Consider the following 15,985-nt stretch of genomic DNA (forward strand, 5'->3'; position numbering starts at 1 on the left):
ACCGGCTGGCCGTCTGACGCGGATGCCGCAACCAGCCTAGAAGCTATCCGCACGATGCGGAAACACAAATCTTTTTGAGAAAACGCCGCGGCTTTGGGCCGCGGCGTTGATATCGAGCAGGAACGGTCCCGGCTTAGTTGCAGGCAGCGACGGTGCCGGCGGCAACGCCCGCGCAGACCTCATCCTTCTTGATCCAGCCGGCGTCGATGACGACGTTGAGATTGTCCTTGGTGATGGCAACCGGGGTCAGGAACAGCGACTTGACGGTGTTGCCGCCCGGCGTCGTGAAATCCTTCACGCCGGCGATGTCGGTCATCTTCTTGCCGTCGGCCAGCTGCGATGCGATCTCGGCGGCGTTCTTGCCGAGCTCGCGCGCGTCCTTCCAGACCGACACGGTCTGGGTACCGAGCGCGATACGGTTCAGCGCGGCGTGGTCGCCGTCCTGGCCCGACACCGGCACGGTGCCGGCCAGACCCTGCGCCGTCAGCGCCGCGACGACGCCGCCGGCGGTGCCGTCATTGGCCGCGACCACGGCATCGACCTTGTTGTCGTTGGCGGTGAGGAACTGTTCCATGTTCTTCTGGGCGTTGGCGGGCAGCCAGCCGTCCGTGTAGGCCTCGCCGACATTCTTGATCTTGCCGCTGTCGATGGCTTCCTTGAGCACTTCCATCGAGCCCGAGAACAGGAAGTCGGCATTCGGATCGGCACCGGAGCCCTTGATGAAGACATAATTGCCTTCCGGCTTGACCTTGAACACTTCGCGGGCCTGCATGCGGCCAACTTCCTTGTTGTCGAAGGTCAGGTAGAAGACATCCTTGTTCTCGATCAGCCGGTCATAGCCGACGACCGGAATGCCCTCGTCCAGTGCCTTCTGCACCGCCGGGCCGATGGCCGAGGCATCCTGCGCCAGGATGATCAGCGAGTTGGCGCCTTGCGAGATCAGGCTCTCGACATCGGTAAGCTGCTTGCCGGGATTGGACTGCGCGTCGGCGGAGATATACTTGTCGCCGGCGGCCGCGATCGCCGCCTTCATGGCGGCCTCGTCCGTCTTCCAGCGCTCTTCCTGGAAGTTGGACCACGAGACGCCGATGACCTTGTCCTTCGCCTGCGCGACCGACACGAGCGTCAGCGACATGGCGACACCCGCCAGGATGGCGGCTGTGAATTTCTTCATGTTATCCTCCCTGCGCCGCGTATGGCGCGACCAAACTGACCCGAAGGCCGGCACACAGGCTCTTTTTTTCGAGCCTCGAAAAAATACTGATCCAACACCGGAACGCTGTCAACATCGATTCTGATGGATTTTGATGTCCCTCCGAATTTTTTTCGAGCCCCGGAATAAATAATGACAGGATAATTCGCTTCTGCCAGTATTCGGCTGGCGCGTGTCGCCCAAATGGTGGGCAGCGGTTTCGGGAACAACGACACGCGCGAAAATGACGACCTGGGGCGCGACGCGCTTCAGGCTTCGCCGACGGCCTTCGGAGGGCACGAAAGGCCGCGGCGACCGGGAGGATGTGAGAAAGCATGTCGGTCGGAATCCGCCACGACGATTTGCGCCGGCGCAACCGGGCAATGGTGATTGCGGCCGTGCGCCGGGCCGGACAGCCGTCACGCACCGAGATCGCCGCGACCACGGGGCTCAGCCACTCGACCATATCTGCGATTTCCTCCGACCTGATTGGCGAAGGCATCCTGGCCGAAAGCAAGCCGATCGAGGCCGGTTCGCTGAAACGCGGCCGGCCGCAGGTCGGCCTCAGCCTCAATGCGGAAGCCGCTGCGGTGATGACCGTGGTGCTGTCGCTGAACTTCCTGTCCGTCGCCGTCATCGACTATGCCGGCCAGGTGATATCAGAGGAACAGCGCCGGCTGGACACGCTGACGATGCCGCGCGACACACTGATCGGTGAATGCGTCGCCATCGTGCGGCGCCGTCTCGAAGACCCCGATCTCGACGTTCGCAGCGTCGCCCGCATCGCGCTGGCGATCCAGGGCATTACCGACACCCGTGCTCGTGCCATGCTGTGGTCGCCGATCACGCCGCACACCGACATCGCCTTCGCCGACATCCTCGAGGACGAGTTCGGCATCCCCGCCACCATGGAGAACGACTGCAACATGATGGCGGTGGCGTTGCGCTGGCGCGATCCGCAGCGCTACCGCGATGACTTCATCGCCATCCTGCTCTCGCACGGCATCGGCATGGGCCTGGTGCTGAAGGGTCAGTTGTTCACCGGCACTCATTCCTCGGGCGGCGAGTTCGGCCACATGATCCACCAGCCGAAGGGCGCGCTCTGCCGCTGTGGGCGACGCGGCTGCGTCGAGGCCTATGCCGGCAACTACGCCATCTGGCGCAATGCAAGGCAGCTGGGCGAGGACACCGAGCCGGTTGCCGATGTCAGCGACGCGGACATGCGCGCGCTGGCAGCCGCGGCGCGCGACAGCGAAGGCCCCGAGCGTGAGGCCTATCGCAAGGCCGGCGAAGCGCTCGGCTACGGTCTCGGCAGCCTGTTCGCGCTGATCGATCCGGCGCCCGTCGCCATGGTCGGTGTCAGCGCCGCGGCCTTCGACCTGATCGAGCCGGCATTGCGCGAGGCCATAGCCCAGACCGCCGGCGGCCAGCATTCGGAATGGATTTCCTTCGACACCGAGCCGAACGAATTGCCGCTGATCCGCGAGGGCTGCGCCATGCGGGCACTCACCTTCGTCGACCAGGAGATTTTCGCACCGGGCGCGCAGACAAGATCCGGCCTGGTCAGCAAGAACGTGGCGTGATTTCAACCAGGGGAGTTCAGTCTTCCCTGATCGCGTAACCCGCTCCGCGGATGGTGCGGATGACATCGGGCATGCGGCCGTTGTTGACCGCCTTGCGCAACCGGCCGACATGCACGTCCACCGTGCGCTCGTCAATATAGATCGTCTCGCCCCAGACATTGTCGAGCAGCTGGCTGCGCGAGAAGACGCGGCCGGGATGGCGCATCATGAATTCGAGCAGGCGGAATTCGGTCGGTCCGAGCCGGATCTCGCTCTTCTTGCGATAGACCCGGTGCGATTCACGATCGAGCACGATGTCGCCGACCTTGAGCACGCTGGACAGCACTTCCGGCTTGGCGCGGCGCAGCAGCGCCTTGACCCTGGCCATGAACTCCGGTGTCGAGAACGGCTTGACCAGATAATCGTCGGCGCCTGTGGAAAGGCCGCGCACGCGGTCGCTCTCCTCGCCGCGCGCGGTCAGCATGATGATCGGCAGCCGCTCGGTCTCGGGACGCATTCTCAGCCGCCGGCAGAGTTCGATGCCTGAAACCGCCGGCACCATCCAGTCCAGCACCAGAAGGTCGGGGACGTTCTCCTGCAGCCGGATCTCGGCCTCGTCGCCGCGCGTCACCACCTCGACCTGGTAACCCTCGGACTCCAGATTGTAGCGGAGCAGCACACCCAGCGGCTCCTCATCCTCCACCACCATGATGCGTGGCGCGATCATCGGCTGCTCACCCCTGTCGTCATGCCGCCGGCGCGGACATTGCCGTCTCGTCCTGCTTCGGGCGATTGGCGGGCAGTTGCGTGCCGGTCAAAACATAATACGCATTTTCGGCGATGTTGGTCACGTGATCGCCGATGCGTTCGAGGTTCTTGGCGCAGAACAACAGATGCGTGCACGCGGTGATGTTGCGCGGATCCTCCATCATGTAGGTCAAGAGTTCGCGGAACACCGACGTGTACTTGACGTCGATGCGTTCGTCGTCGGCACGCAGCTTCGCCAGTGCGGCGGCGTCGCGCGCCGCATATTCCTCGATCACCCCCTGCACCTGGATCAGCACCAGCTGCGCCATCGCATCGATCGAGTGCGAAAGGTCGCGAGGCGTGACGCTGAGACCAACGGTGCCGACGCGCTTGGCGATGTTCTTGGCAAGATCGCCGATGCGTTCGAGGTCGCCGGCCATGCGGATCGAACCGACGACATGGCGTAGATCGTCGGCCATCGGCTGCCGCTTGGCGATCAGTGTGATGGCGCGGTCGTCGAGTTCGCGCTGGCGCGCGTCCATGATCGCGTCGTCGGAGACAACGCGCTGCGCCAGGGCGTTGTCGGAATTCAGCAGCGCCTTGGTCGCACCGCCGACCATCGAGCCGGCGAGATCGCCCATATCCCTGATGAGCCTGCTGATCTGTCCGAGATCCTCGTCGAAAGAAGCGACTGTATGTTCGCCCATGATCTTAGTCCTCGTGTGTCTGAGCTCAGCCGAAGCGGCCGGTGATGTAATCCTGCGTGCGCTTCTCGCGGGGCGACGTGAAGATCTTCTCGGTGCGGTCGAACTCGACCAGTTCGCCCAGATACATGAAGGCGGTCTGCTTCGAGACGCGCGCCGCCTGCTGCATGTTGTGGGTCACGATGACGATCGTGTAGTCGGCCTGCAACTCGTCGATCAGCTCTTCGATCTTGGCGGTCGACAGCGGATCGAGCGCCGAAGCCGGCTCGTCGAGCAGGATGACTTCCGGCTTCACCGCCACCGTGCGGGCGATGCAGAGCCGCTGCTGCTGGCCGCCCGAAAGGCTGAGGCCGCTGGCGTTGAGCTTGTCCTTGACCTCGGTCCACAGTGCGGCGCGCTTGAGCGCCTGCTCGACACGGCCGTCCATCTCGGACTTGCTGATCTTCTCATAGAGCCTGACGCCGAAGGCGATGTTTTCGTAGATCGACATCGGAAATGGCGTTGGCTTCTGGAACACCATCCCGATCTTTGTCCGCAGCAGGTTGAGGTCCTGCGACCGGTCGAGGATGTTCTGGCCGTCGAGCAGCACCTGGCCCTCGGCGGTCTGTTTCGGATAGAGCTCGTAGATGCGGTTGAAGACGCGCAGCAGCGTCGACTTTCCGCAGCCCGAGGGTCCGATGAAGGCGGTGACGCTGCGCTCGGGCAGCGACAGGGTGATGTCCTTCAGCGCCTTGCTCTGGCCGTAGTAGAAGTTGAGGTTCTTGACCTCGATCTTGGCCTTGGCGGTTGCCTCTGCGGCGATCGTCATGTCTGGAGACAACATCTGGCTCATTTGTCCTCTCTGCGTCCGGTCAGGCTGCGCGCAAAGATGCTGAGCGCGAGAACCGTCAATGTGATTATGAGTGCGCCGGTCCAGGCCAGTTGCTGCCATTCCTCGTAAGGGCTGAGAGCGAACTGGAAGATGGTCACCGGCAGGCTGGCCATCGGCGCGTTGAGATTGCTCGACCAGAACTGGTTGTTGAGCGCTGTAAAGAGCAATGGCGCGGTCTCGCCCGAGATACGGGCGATCGACAGCAGTATGCCTGTGACGATACCGGAAAGGGCTGCGCGGTAAGCCACCGACTTGATGACAACCCAGCGCGGCGCGCCGATCGCGGTGCCGGCTTCGCGCAACGCGTTCGGCACCAGGTTGAGCATGTCTTCGGTGGTGCGCACGACGACCGGGATGACCAGGATGGCGAGTGCGACAGAACCGGCAAGGGCCGAGAAATGCCCCATCGGCCGCACCATCAGTTCGTAGACGAACAGGCCGATGATGATCGATGGCGCCGACAACAGGATGTCGTTGATGAAACGCACCACCGTGGTGAGTTTTGAGAACCGGCCATATTCGGCCATGTAGGTTCCAGCAAGCACGCCGATCGGCGTACCGACGATGACGGCGATGACCGTCATCACCACGCTGCCGTAGATGGCGTTGAGCAAACCGCCGGCGTCGCCGGGCGGCGGCGTCATCTGCATGAAGACGTCGAGGGACAGGCCGGCGGTACCCTTGTAGACCAGCGCGCCGAGGATGAGCGCCAGCCAGGCAAGTCCGATGCCCGCGGCGATGACGCACAGCGTCATCATCACGGCATTCTTCCTCTTGCGGCTCTGGTGAAGCGATGAGGCTGTCGACATCGATCAGGCTCCCGTGCGGGCGTCGATGCGCATCAGCATGTAGCGTGCGATGGCAAGGATCAGGAAGGTAATGACGAACAGGATCAGGCCGAGCGCCACCAGCGAAGACGTGTAGAGATCGCCGACGGCTTCGGTGAATTCATTGGCGATGGTCGCGGAGATCGTCGTCGCCGGCGCGAACAGCGAGGTGCTGATCCGATGCGCGTTGCCGATGACGAAGGTCACCGCCATGGTTTCGCCGAGCGCGCGGCCGAGGCCGACCATGACGCCGCCCATGATGCCGATCCTTGTGTAGGGAATGACAACGCGGCGGGTCACTTCCCAGGTCGTGCAACCAATACCGTAGGCGGATTCCTTCAGCACCGGCGGCACCGTGTCGAAGACGTCCTTGGTGATCGAGGTGATGAAGGGCAGCACCATGATGGCCAGGATCAGCGACGAGGTCAAAAGGCCGATGCCGTAGGGCGGGCCGGCAAACAGGCTGTTGAGACCGGGAATGCCGTGGAACACGCCGATGATGAAGGGCTGCACGGTCGTCTGCAGGAACGGCGCCAGCACGAACAAGCCCCAGATGCCGTAAATGATCGAGGGGATGCCTGCGAGCAGTTCCACCGCCATGCCGATCGGGCGCCTAAGTGGGCGCGGGCAAAGTTCGGTGAGGAAGATGGCAATGCCGATGCCGAGAGGAACGGCGATCAGGATGGCGATCGCCGAGGTGACGATGGTGCCGTAGATCGGCGCCAGCGCACCGAATTTCTCGGTGACCGGATTCCAGCTCTCACTGGTCAGGAACGAGAAGCCGAAGGTCGACAGCGCCTGCCAGGAACCGGCAAACAGCGAGATCGCGACACCGCCGAGCAGGACCAGCACCAATATGGCGGCGGCGCGGGTAAGCCCGTGGAAGATCGCGTCGGTCAACGCGAACCGCCTGACAGTGGCATCGCGCGAACCTCGAATGGCTGGCAAGGCTTCCTGGACAGCGCTCATGTGAAGCTCGGCTCTTTGTGTTGAGAAAAAAGGAGCGCCGCGGCGCGGCGCTCCTTTGGAGGATATTACTCGCCAGCGTAGACGGGCTTGCCGTCGGTGACGATATCCGACTTCCACGAAGCCTTGATCAGGTCGACGACGTTATCGGGGATCGAAACGTAGTCGAGGCCCTTGGCGATGTCCTTGCCGTCCTTGTAGGCCCAGGCGAAGAACTTCAGCGCTTCACCGGTGGCGGCGACATCCTCGGGAGCCTTGTGGATCAGCACCCAGGTCGACGCGGCGATCGGCCAGGTGGCGTCGCCGGGCTCGTTGGTGATGATGACGTTGAAGTTCTTCGCACCCTTCCAGTCGGCGTTCGAAGCAGCCGAACCGAAGGATTCGAGCGACGGCTCAACAACCTTGCCGGCGGCGTTCAACATCTTGGAGTAGGACAGGTTGTTCTGGGACGCATAGGCATACTCGACGTAGCCGATGCCGCCGTCGGTCTGCTTGACGGTATTGGCAACGCCCTCGCTGCCCTTGGCGCCGACGCCGACCGGCCATTCGACCGCTGTGTCGGAACCGATCTTGTCCTTCCAGTCGGGCGACAGCTTGACCAGGTAGTTGGTGAAGTTGAAGGTCGTGCCCGAGCCATCCGAACGATGCACGACGGCGATAGCGGTCGACGGCAGGGTGAGGGTGGGGTTCAACGCCTTGATCGCGGCATCGTCCCAGGTGGTGATGGCGCCCAGGTAGATCTGGGCCAGCGTCTTGCCGTCAAGAACCAGTTCGCCCGGCTTGATGCCGGTGAGGTTGACGATCGGCACGATGCCGCCCATCACCATCGGAAACTGGACGAGGCCGTTCTTTTCCAGGTCGGCATCGGACATCGGCTTGTCGGTGGCGCCGAAGGTCACGGTCTTGGCGATGACCTGCTTGATGCCGCCGCCCGAGCCGATCGACTGGTAGTTGAGGCCGACGTTGGTGTCTTTCTTGTAGGTGTCGGCCCACTTGGCGAACACCGGATAGATGAAGGTCGAGCCGGCGCCGGAAAGATCAGCTGCCATTGCCGCGGAAAGGGTGAAGGTAGACGCCGTAGCCATTGCAATCGCAACGGCCGCCGAGCGGATGAAATGTCTCATGTGGCCTGCTCCTGTTCGGAATGTGGTCTCTCGGCGCCATTCCTCTCGGCGCCCGCTGAGGCCAATAGCCTTCGATTATTACAGTCGCATGACAGTTTGATGTCACCCCGGTAACGCGTCACAGGGGAAGGGAAGGCGCCGGCCAACTGGTGCTCGCCAGGGAGCCTGGCTTTGCTCCCGGAATCAGGCACTTGCACCGTTTCAGACCGGGACCGGCCTGCCGTTTCCGGGTCGCTGCCCTGGCAAAGAAAATCCGGACGGGAGCGCGTTGCTCTCGGCCAGAGGATGTCTTGGCCGGGCCATCGCCGAAAACAGGTCCGTTGGGGTAGATTGACGCTGTTTCATGCCGGCGGTCGCTGCTCCCGCCCGTAACTGGAAGAGCGGAATTCGAATATGGTCATTGTCTCGGCTGGGCGCCGCCTTTGCTATGGTGCGATCGCGCCATAGTCTTGCACGCAGGGGCAGCGGCGAATCCGGGTTGATTCCCCCGTGAATGAGCGGATGCGATGCTAGCCGGCGTTGCGCTGAACCTGGCGACCAGCGCCGATCCAGCGCTCGACCTTCTCGAGCAGGGCCCTGGGACTGATCGGCTTGGGCAGATAGTCGTCCATGCCGGCCTCCAGGCAGCGTTCGCGATCGCCCTTCAGCGCATGCGCGGTGACGCCCACGATCGGCACATGCGTTCCGGTTTCTTCCTCCAGCCGGCGAATGGCGGCGGTCGCCTCCAGCCCGTTCATCTCCGGCATCGAGACGTCCATCAGGATCATGCATGGATTGAGCCTGCCGAAGGCGTCGAGCGCCTTGCGGCCATTGCCGACGATCTCGAAGCCATAACCGGTCTCGCCCAGGATCTGGGTAAAGACCATCTGGTTCACCTCATTGTCCTCGGCCACCAGTATATCCAGCCTGTCCCCGCCACCGCCGGTCGCCGGCAGCCGGGGGCGAACCACCGGTGGCTGCAGCAGCGCCCGTTGTGCCGATGGCGTCGACGGCGGCGGCCGCGGAACGTCGTTTCGAGGGCCATCGGTCGCGAGCGGTTCGGCCTCGCTACCGGTCGCGTGGCGATGGCGCTGGATGGTGGCGACCAGCGTTTCCAGCAGCACCGACGACCGCGCCGGCTTGATCAGCTGGGCATCTATGCCAAGATCGCGATAGCTGGTGTTGGCGAGCGACTGGTCGACCGAGGTCAGCATGATGATCGGCGTCTCGGCAAGGCCGGCGGTGTTGCGCACGATCCGCGCCATTTCGGCGCCGCTCATGCCCGGCATCTGATAATCGAGCACGACACAGTCGACCGGCACGTCGTAGGCGGCGGCGGCGAACAGCACCTTGAGGCCCTCGGCACCGCTTTCGGCGGCGCAGGAATCGAAGGTCCACGATGCCATTTGCTCGGTCAGGATGGCCCGGTTCACGGCATTGTCGTCGACGATCAGCACCCGCGCGCCGGTCACGTCCACGGGCATGATGCGTTGCCCGTCCTGCTGCCCGGCCCTTGGCAACGTGACCGTGAACCAGAAGGTCGAGCCCTTGCCCTCGGCGCTCTCGACACCCATGTCGCCGCCCATCAGATCGACGAGCCGCGAGGTGATGGCGAGGCCGAGGCCTGTCCCCTCGTGCCGTCTTGTCGAGGAAGTGTCGACCTGGCTGAACTTTTCAAACACGAGTTTCAGCTTCTGCTCGGGGATACCGATGCCGGTATCGGTAACCGAGATCGTCAGTTTCGTTCCCGTCGGAACCCGTTCGCCGGTGACGTCGACCAGCACATGGCCTTCATCGGTGAACTTCACCGCGTTGCCGACAAGATTGGTGACGATCTGCCTGATGCGGCCGACATCGCCGATGAACATGCTTTCGAGACGAGGTTCGACCCGCACGATGAGCTCGAGGTCCTTCTCCTTGGCGCGGGTCGACACCAGCGTCGCCACATCCTCGATCGCCTCGGCAAGGTTGAAGGGCGCCGGATCGAGCACCATCTGGCCGGCATCGATCTTGGAGAAATCCAGGATGTCGTTGATGATGGTCAGCAGCGCGTTGCCCGATTTCACGATGATGTCGGTGAACGTCTTCTGCTTCGGGTCGAGGTTCGATTTGGCCAGCAGTTCGGCCATGCCGAGCACGCCGTTCATCGGCGTGCGGATTTCATGGCTCATATTGGCGAGGAATTCCGACTTGGCGCGGTCGGCGAGCACGGCGCGCTGGCGCGCCTCGCGCAATTCGGCCTCGCGCATCTTCAGCTCGGTGATGTCGGTGGTCGACCCGATCAGGTAGAGCGAACCGTCGGACGCGATCATCGCCCCCTTGCGGGCGAACTGGTGGCGCACGCTGCCGTCGGCAAGCGTCACGGTTTCCTCGACCTCCTGGGTTTCGCCGCTGCGCAGCACGGCGAGGTCGCTATTGACGAAGGCTTCGCCATCCTGTCCGAAAATCTCGATGTCGGTCTTGCCGAGCGCATATTCCCTACTAAGACCGGTGAGATCGCACCAGCCCTGGTTGACGTAGAACTGCCTGAGGTCGGAGCGCTTGGCGTAGATCGAGACCGGCACGTTGTCGATCAGGCTGCGAAACACCTCGTTCTCGCGCATGCTCTCTTCCAGCGCACGCTCGCGCGCCTTGACCTCGGTGATGTCTGTGCTCGAACCGACCAGATGCACCGATCCGTCCAGCGCCACCAGGCGGCTCTTGCGCGTCATCAACTGCCGCAGCGTGCCGTCGCGATGGGTGACCGGCTCCTCGATCTCCCTGACGCGACCGGTGACGACGACCTCGGTGTCGTCGTGGCTGTAGCTTTCGGCATCATCGGTGCCGAACAGCTGGCGGTCGGTGCGGCCGATGACGTCTTCCTTGGCAATGCCGGTCAGCGCGCACCAGGCCTTGTTGACGAATTCGATGCTCAGATCCTGCGCCTTGATGAAGGCGGCCACCGGCAGCTCGTCCAGAACGTGCCGGAACAGATCGATCTGGCGCATGCTTTCCTGCAGCGCCTTTTCGCGGCTCTTGATCTCGGAAATGTCGACGCGCACGCCGATGAAGGTGCCATCCTCCGTCCGCATGTCGTAGACCTGATACCAGCGGCCATCGGGATTGAGACGCTCATAGGATGAGTTGGGCAAGCGGTAGCGGGCGAGAATGCCGTCGAGCCAGCGCTCGGGATCGCTGTCGTACAGTTTGTCGACTTCGGGGTCGCCACAAAGGCGGAAATAGCCGACCGAATGGCCAAGCGCCAAAGCCTCGCGGAAGGTGCGGCCTGCCTGCCATACGGGCTTCAATTCCGGCAGCGTGTCCTGCAGCTTGCGGTTGGCGAAGACGAACTTGTCGTCACGGTCATAGATGATGACGGCGGCCGGCAACGATTCCAGCACGGTCGCAAGGTTCTTGCGGGCATCCTCGGCTTCCGTCTCGCGGCGCTTCATGTCGGAAATGTCGAAGATGAAGCCGGCGACATAGTTGCGGCCGCTGGCCATACCGACGCGGCTCTTCCTGACGATACGCGAGCGGCCGGCGCCATCGGCCTCGAAATTTTCTTCCACTTCGTAGGGCCGTCCGGTGGCCAGCACGTCCCGTTCGCTCTGTTCGAAAAGCGCGACGTCGTTGAGCGTGAGGAAATCGCCGCCGGGCTTGCCGAGCATGGCCCGAGGCGTCTGGCCGAACAAGGTGGCGAACGCCTCGTTGACGAACACGAAGCGCAGATTGTCGTCCTTGACGAAGATCGGATCCTTGACGGCGTTGATGACCGCTTCCGCCAGCCGCGCTTTCTCCAGCGCGTCGGCAAGTTCGGCTTCGCGGTCCTTCATGTCGGTGACGTCGACATAGGAGATCAGCCGCCTGCCCCCGGCCAGCGGCGCCATCGACGAGATCAGCGTGCGGCCGTCGTTGCGCGGGAACTGCCGCGATCCGGCCGTGCCGGCCCTGATTTCCGCCTCGCGATCGGCGATATGCCGCTGCCACGTCGCGTCCTCGGAGCCATACGGGTCAACGTCGCGGCTGGCGTTCATCAGATCGCGGAAGTTGCAGCCGATCTCGGCGCGCCGGGCGTCGATCTGCCAGAAATCGTAGAAGGCACGGTTGATGACTTCGGCGCGCATGTCGGCGTCGAGGACGAGGACACCGATCGGCATCTGATCGACCATGGTGCGGAGATTGGCGAAGGTTTCGGCGATCTTGGCGTTGGCGCTCTCGATCTCGGCATCGCGACGCTTGACCTCGGTGACCTCATAATAGGTCAATAGCCGCTTGCCCCCGGACAGCGCCGTCACCGAGAACATCATCGTCCTCCCGTTGGCATGGGAAAACTCGCGGGGCGCGACGGAGCCGGCGCGAATCTCCTCGATGCGGGTGGCGAGGTAGCGCTGCCATTGCTGTTCGTCGATGTCGCCGTAGATGCCGTTGCGGCGGTTGAGCTCCATCAACAGGCTGAACGGAGCGCCGACGGTCACCGCGCCGTCCGGAATCCTGGAGAGGTCGCGATAGGCCTTGTTGACGATCAGCGTGTCGAGCCGGGCGTCAAGCAGCACGACCCCCATGTGCATGGCGTCCATCGTCCGCTCGAGATCGGCAAGATACTGGGCCGGCTCGCCGCCCGCCGGCGGCCCTTGCTCCAGCTTCTCGAAGGCGCCGGCCAGCGCCGTGACGTTGCGGCCGATGCCGCGATAGCCGGTGAATTGTCCCGTGTCGTCAAACCTCGGAAAACCCGTAGTCAAAACCCAGCGGCAATCGGCGCGACCGCCTTTCAGCTCATAGACGAAGTCGCGAAATGGCCGGTGCGCCTGCAGATCCTCCAGATGCGCGGCGGCACTGCGGTCGCCGTTCAGGACCTGCTTGAGGAAGTCGAAGCGGAATCGGCCAAGCACATCAGCTGGATCGATGCCGGTGGCTGCCTTGTAGTTTTGCGACAGCCAGGAGAATCGCAACTCGGCGTCGGTCTCCCAGATCCAGTCCGAACTGGCTTCGACCAGTTGGCGAAGCGCGTCGGCCGAATCCATGCCCGCGGCGCACGATGGTGCACCGTCGCCATGCGACGTCGATTTGCGAGTCCCACGTTTGCCGCGCGTGCCGATTGCTTCGTCCGCGTCCGCCATGCCATCCCCACCCCGAAAACCAAGGCCGAACCCCCCTCCGCGGTTCGTCGGCGGAATGTGCCCGATAAGCATTAACGATCCGCTAACCTTAACGGCTGGTTAGAGAGCGATCTGCCGGCCCGGCCTGCGTTATTCCGCCCGGTTGTCGGCGAGCTCGTAGCCGCTATATAAGCACCTAGGGGTGTTGCTAATGTTCGGACGGATTGTGCCTTTTTTCGTGGGCGTGTCGCTGCTTTCTGGCAGTGGCTGCTCGCGCACCTATGATGGCACCGTCGTCATCCCGAGGCCGCTCGATGTCCGGCGTTTCTGGGATCGGCCGCCGCCAAATGTCGAATACGCACAGTCGCAGGCCGAAACCGGCGCCTTTCCGGTGGCACCGCAGCCGCCGAGGCGCTTGTCCGAGGGCACCGCGCCGAGACGACACCAGACGAGGGTCTCGACGCCGCCATCGCTGTCTTCCGGCCCCGAGAAGCCGCTGACCTGCAGGAACGTCAGCGAACCCGGCAAGAGAATTCGCATGGTCTGCGACTGACGAAAGGCGTTGCTTTTACAACGAAGCTGCTCCCTTTTTGGGCTCTGTGGCTCCGAGCTTGTCCAGCGCAAGACGAACCTGGCGCAAATCGTCCTGCCAGCCGTCATCGTCGTTCATCGGGCTCTCCGACGCGGCTCGCTGCAATCCCCGCGCCTCGGACTCGATCTCGCGTAGCCCAGCGATCTTCTGCTCGGAGGTCAGGGCGTCGTCTTCGACGATCTCCAGCACCCTCATTTCCCTGAATGTGGCCATGGCGTTTCTCCTGGCTGATGTCGATGACAACGCCGTGAACGCTCCTCCGTTCCAGGCGGATCGTGGGCCCTATTTCCGGCAGGCTCGCCGCAACCGATCAGCCATCGAATTCGGAACGGCTGTAGGTCAATCGGCCGGAAAGAAGGCCGGGCCGACCACGCGCAATGGCCGCTTGCTGGCTTCGATTGACTGGTGCTGGGCGGCCTCGGATTGCCGGTGGCTGGCAGCGCGACGAAGCCGCGATCAAACCATCGTTACCGGCCGCCCTCCTGAAACCTTTGCCCGACCTGCGGCGTTGATGGTCGAAGGAGAACGCAGATGTCGATCCATTTCACGGTCTCGGACCTGACAAGAAACCTGTTTCACTCACTTGGGCTGGATCACGAACGCGCGCCTAGGCCTCTCAGCCCTGAGCAGAAGCTGCTGTTGGAATGTTATCTGGCCGGCCAGATCCCGGAATCGGCCTGGAATGACTACGTCTTCGAGACGCCTGATCTTGCGCGCCATGCAGATGCCAGGCGCAGTCACCACTAAGCCCGCGTAATCATCACCAGCCCGAACGGCTCAAGGGGTCGTGCGCACCCGTCGGGGGCATGCCTGGCTTCGGCCTATTTTTTGGGAGAGGTGAATTGCAGCGTGAACACGTTGCCTGCCATGCCTTGCGCCAGCGTCGGCGAAAAGGATAAGGGCAGGCAATTCTGCAACGCCGTGGTGGCGGCCTCGACGAATGTTTTCTTCGCCTTGGCGTCGCCGTCCACCTTGATTGCCGTCGGCCTCGGGGGGCCGATCAGCGTGCCGTCGCGCTTGAAGCTGAAGCTCAAGGTGACGCTGGCATTTCCGGCGTCGGCCGGCGGTGTCCAGCATGCCTGGATCGCGGCCCTGACTTCGTTCATGGTGTTGAGCGACGCGGCAAACGACGGGCAGGCAATGCCTGCCGACATCACGCCCGCAATCGCAAGTCTGGCCACGCTTTTCATCGCAATCCCCACGTCTTCACCGTCAACCGACAATCCCTGCCGGACTGCCGAAATGGATGGTAAGGCCAACATCGGCAATGACAATATCTCTCGGTAAAAAGTTGACCCCGAAGAGCGCTTGCACCGCCTGCTCGCCTCATCGCCGGCGATAGCGTGCGAAAAAGCAAAAAGGCCGGCATTGCGCCGACCTTTCCTTTCACCTCGGCGCCAGTACATCCGTGGTCGCGGGGTGAATTGCCGGTAGTAGACAGGGTTTTGGTTAACGAGTCCTTAACCTCATGCTTTGGGCTGCGACCTCACATAGGCGATATAGCCGCGCACGTCGGCGGCCGGCTCGGCGTAGGCCTTGCCGAGCTTCTTCTCGATCGCCTCCACATAGTCCTTCGCCCATTTGGGCAAGGGGTAGTCGATGACGGCCAGGAATTCGAGCGTCGCCGCCAGACGGATGTCGGCGATCGAAGGGCTCGTGCCGCCGATGAACGGCTTGCCGTCCCTGAAGAAGCTGTGGAACACCTCCAGCGGTTCGGCGATGGCGGCCATGGCGGCCTTCTGGGCTTCGGACTTCTTGTCGGGGTGGGCGTCGCTGTGGCCGACCTCGCCGGCATATTGCGGGAAGCCGAGCGCCGGATAGGTGGCGCGCGCGACATAGGGGTAGAGCGTTCCGATCAGATAGAACATGGCGCTGTCGATCATGGCCCGCTTGGCCGGTGCCTTCGGATAGAACTTCTCCAGCCCATGCTTGTTGGCGAGATACTGCATGATGGCGCAGCTTTCCCACAGAACGCCGCGTGGCAGGCTCTTGTCCTCTATCATTGGCGTCAGATGCGCCGGGTTGCGCGCCATGTATTCGGGCGAGCGCGTGTTGCCCCAGGCGTCGGTCTCGGCATGATCGAACCCGGCCGCTCTCGCAAACACCCGAACGGTCATGTTGTTGACGCTCGGCTTCAGCATGCTGAGCTTCAGCACCGGCTTCTTCGCCGACTTCGCCTTGGCCTTCGGTGCGGGTTTGGCGGTCGCCTTGGCTGCAGGCTTTGTCGCCGCCTTCGCGGCAGCTTTTGGTGCTGGCTTGGCTGCTGGCTTCGCAGCCTTCCCCACCGGCTTTGCGGCTGCCTTGGCCGCCGGCTTCTTTGCGCTCTTGGTTACAGTCTTTGCCATT

14 protein-coding genes are annotated in these 15,985 nt (G+C 63.1%); 3 read left to right on the plus strand and 11 right to left on the minus strand.

Annotated features, from left to right (window positions below; translation table 11 throughout):
* Window positions 1-133: 133 nt before the first annotated feature.
* Window positions 134-1,174 (minus strand): D-xylose ABC transporter substrate-binding protein, encoded by a 1,041-nt coding sequence (gene xylF / locus BLS48_RS14475; RefSeq protein WP_091578606.1) that lies wholly within the window; start codon window positions 1,172-1,174, stop codon window positions 134-136.
* Window positions 1,175-1,527: 353 nt separating this feature from the next.
* Between xylF and BLS48_RS14480 the strand changes: the two genes are divergently transcribed.
* Window positions 1,528-2,775: an ROK family protein gene (locus BLS48_RS14480; RefSeq protein ID WP_091578607.1), complete on the plus strand. Its 1,248-nt coding sequence runs from the start codon at window positions 1,528-1,530 to the stop codon at window positions 2,773-2,775.
* Window positions 2,776-2,791: 16 nt separating this feature from the next.
* Here BLS48_RS14480 and phoB read toward each other — a convergent pair whose 3' ends face one another.
* The 7 genes from phoB to BLS48_RS14515 form a co-directional block, all read right to left on the minus strand.
* Complete coding sequence (gene phoB, locus BLS48_RS14485) at window positions 2,792-3,481, minus strand: phosphate regulon transcriptional regulator PhoB (RefSeq protein ID WP_010911896.1); 690 nt, start codon at window positions 3,479-3,481, stop codon at window positions 2,792-2,794.
* Between the two features lie 19 nt (window positions 3,482-3,500).
* Window positions 3,501-4,208 (minus strand): phosphate signaling complex protein PhoU, encoded by a 708-nt coding sequence (gene phoU, locus BLS48_RS14490; RefSeq protein ID WP_091578609.1) that lies wholly within the window; start codon window positions 4,206-4,208, stop codon window positions 3,501-3,503.
* Between the two features lie 25 nt (window positions 4,209-4,233).
* Window positions 4,234-5,037, minus strand: a complete 804-nt coding sequence (pstB, locus tag BLS48_RS14495) for a phosphate ABC transporter ATP-binding protein PstB (protein ID WP_091578610.1) — start codon at window positions 5,035-5,037, stop codon at window positions 4,234-4,236.
* Window positions 5,034-5,885 carry a phosphate ABC transporter permease PstA gene (pstA, locus tag BLS48_RS14500; protein ID WP_091578612.1) on the minus strand — a complete coding sequence of 284 codons (852 nt, stop codon included), beginning with the start codon at window positions 5,883-5,885 and terminating at the stop codon, window positions 5,034-5,036. Before pstA ends, pstB begins: the two co-directional genes overlap by 4 nt.
* 3 nt (window positions 5,886-5,888) lie before the next feature.
* Complete coding sequence (gene pstC, locus BLS48_RS14505; protein WP_091578613.1) at window positions 5,889-6,872, minus strand: phosphate ABC transporter permease subunit PstC; 984 nt, start codon at window positions 6,870-6,872, stop codon at window positions 5,889-5,891.
* A gap of 65 nt (window positions 6,873-6,937) precedes the next feature.
* Entirely contained in the window at window positions 6,938-7,993 is a 1,056-nt protein-coding gene (gene pstS / locus BLS48_RS14510; protein ID WP_091578615.1) for a phosphate ABC transporter substrate-binding protein PstS, read from the minus strand.
* 509 nt (window positions 7,994-8,502) lie between these two features.
* Window positions 8,503-13,068, minus strand: a complete 4,566-nt coding sequence (locus BLS48_RS14515) for a PAS domain-containing protein (RefSeq protein WP_244529608.1) — start codon at window positions 13,066-13,068, stop codon at window positions 8,503-8,505.
* 190 nt (window positions 13,069-13,258) lie between these two features.
* On the opposite strand from BLS48_RS14515, the gene BLS48_RS14520 reads away from it, so the two are divergent.
* On the plus strand, window positions 13,259-13,600 hold the full coding sequence (locus BLS48_RS14520) for a hypothetical protein (protein WP_091578618.1): 342 nt from the start codon (window positions 13,259-13,261) through the stop codon (window positions 13,598-13,600).
* Window positions 13,601-13,615: 15 nt separating this feature from the next.
* Here BLS48_RS14520 and BLS48_RS14525 read toward each other — a convergent pair whose 3' ends face one another.
* The gene (locus tag BLS48_RS14525) at window positions 13,616-13,852 is read right to left on the minus strand and encodes a hypothetical protein (RefSeq protein ID WP_091578620.1); all 237 of its coding nucleotides are present in this window, start codon (window positions 13,850-13,852) and stop codon (window positions 13,616-13,618) included.
* A 318-nt stretch (window positions 13,853-14,170) separates the two neighbouring features.
* Between BLS48_RS14525 and BLS48_RS14530 the strand changes: the two genes are divergently transcribed.
* The gene (locus BLS48_RS14530; protein ID WP_091578622.1) at window positions 14,171-14,386 is read left to right on the plus strand and encodes a hypothetical protein; all 216 of its coding nucleotides are present in this window, start codon (window positions 14,171-14,173) and stop codon (window positions 14,384-14,386) included.
* Between the two features lie 74 nt (window positions 14,387-14,460).
* Here the strand turns inward: BLS48_RS14530 and BLS48_RS14535 are convergent, their stop codons facing one another.
* Both BLS48_RS14535 and BLS48_RS14540 read right to left on the minus strand, forming a co-directional pair.
* Entirely contained in the window at window positions 14,461-14,829 is a 369-nt protein-coding gene (locus BLS48_RS14535) for a hypothetical protein (RefSeq protein ID WP_091578624.1), read from the minus strand.
* Window positions 14,830-15,105: 276 nt separating this feature from the next.
* A complete protein-coding gene (locus BLS48_RS14540; RefSeq protein ID WP_091578625.1) occupies window positions 15,106-15,984 on the minus strand; it encodes a glutathione S-transferase family protein in 879 nt (292 codons plus the stop codon).
* Window position 15,985 lies beyond the last annotated feature (1 nt).

Origin of the sequence: Mesorhizobium qingshengii (assembly GCF_900103325.1) — a bacterium.
Taxonomy (GTDB): domain Bacteria; phylum Pseudomonadota; class Alphaproteobacteria; order Rhizobiales; family Rhizobiaceae; genus Mesorhizobium; species Mesorhizobium qingshengii.

Coding starts and splice junctions, on each gene's coding strand:
- xylF (WP_091578606.1), bottom strand. CDS start 1,174: ATGAAGAAATTCACAGCCGCCATCCTGGCGGGTGTCGCCATGTCGCTG.
- BLS48_RS14480 (WP_091578607.1), top strand. CDS start 1,528: ATGTCGGTCGGAATCCGCCACGACGATTTGCGCCGGCGCAACCGGGCA.
- phoB (WP_010911896.1), bottom strand. CDS start 3,481: ATGATCGCGCCACGCATCATGGTGGTGGAGGATGAGGAGCCGCTGGGT.
- phoU (WP_091578609.1), bottom strand. CDS start 4,208: ATGGGCGAACATACAGTCGCTTCTTTCGACGAGGATCTCGGACAGATC.
- pstB (WP_091578610.1), bottom strand. CDS start 5,037: ATGAGCCAGATGTTGTCTCCAGACATGACGATCGCCGCAGAGGCAACC.
- pstA (WP_091578612.1), bottom strand. CDS start 5,885: ATGTCGACAGCCTCATCGCTTCACCAGAGCCGCAAGAGGAAGAATGCC.
- pstC (WP_091578613.1), bottom strand. CDS start 6,872: ATGAGCGCTGTCCAGGAAGCCTTGCCAGCCATTCGAGGTTCGCGCGAT.
- pstS (WP_091578615.1), bottom strand. CDS start 7,993: ATGAGACATTTCATCCGCTCGGCGGCCGTTGCGATTGCAATGGCTACG.
- BLS48_RS14515 (WP_244529608.1), bottom strand. CDS start 13,068: ATGGCGGACGCGGACGAAGCAATCGGCACGCGCGGCAAACGTGGGACT.
- BLS48_RS14520 (WP_091578618.1), top strand. CDS start 13,259: ATGTTCGGACGGATTGTGCCTTTTTTCGTGGGCGTGTCGCTGCTTTCT.
- BLS48_RS14525 (WP_091578620.1), bottom strand. CDS start 13,852: ATGGCCACATTCAGGGAAATGAGGGTGCTGGAGATCGTCGAAGACGAC.
- BLS48_RS14530 (WP_091578622.1), top strand. CDS start 14,171: ATGTCGATCCATTTCACGGTCTCGGACCTGACAAGAAACCTGTTTCAC.
- BLS48_RS14535 (WP_091578624.1), bottom strand. CDS start 14,829: ATGAAAAGCGTGGCCAGACTTGCGATTGCGGGCGTGATGTCGGCAGGC.
- BLS48_RS14540 (WP_091578625.1), bottom strand. CDS start 15,984: ATGGCAAAGACTGTAACCAAGAGCGCAAAGAAGCCGGCGGCCAAGGCA.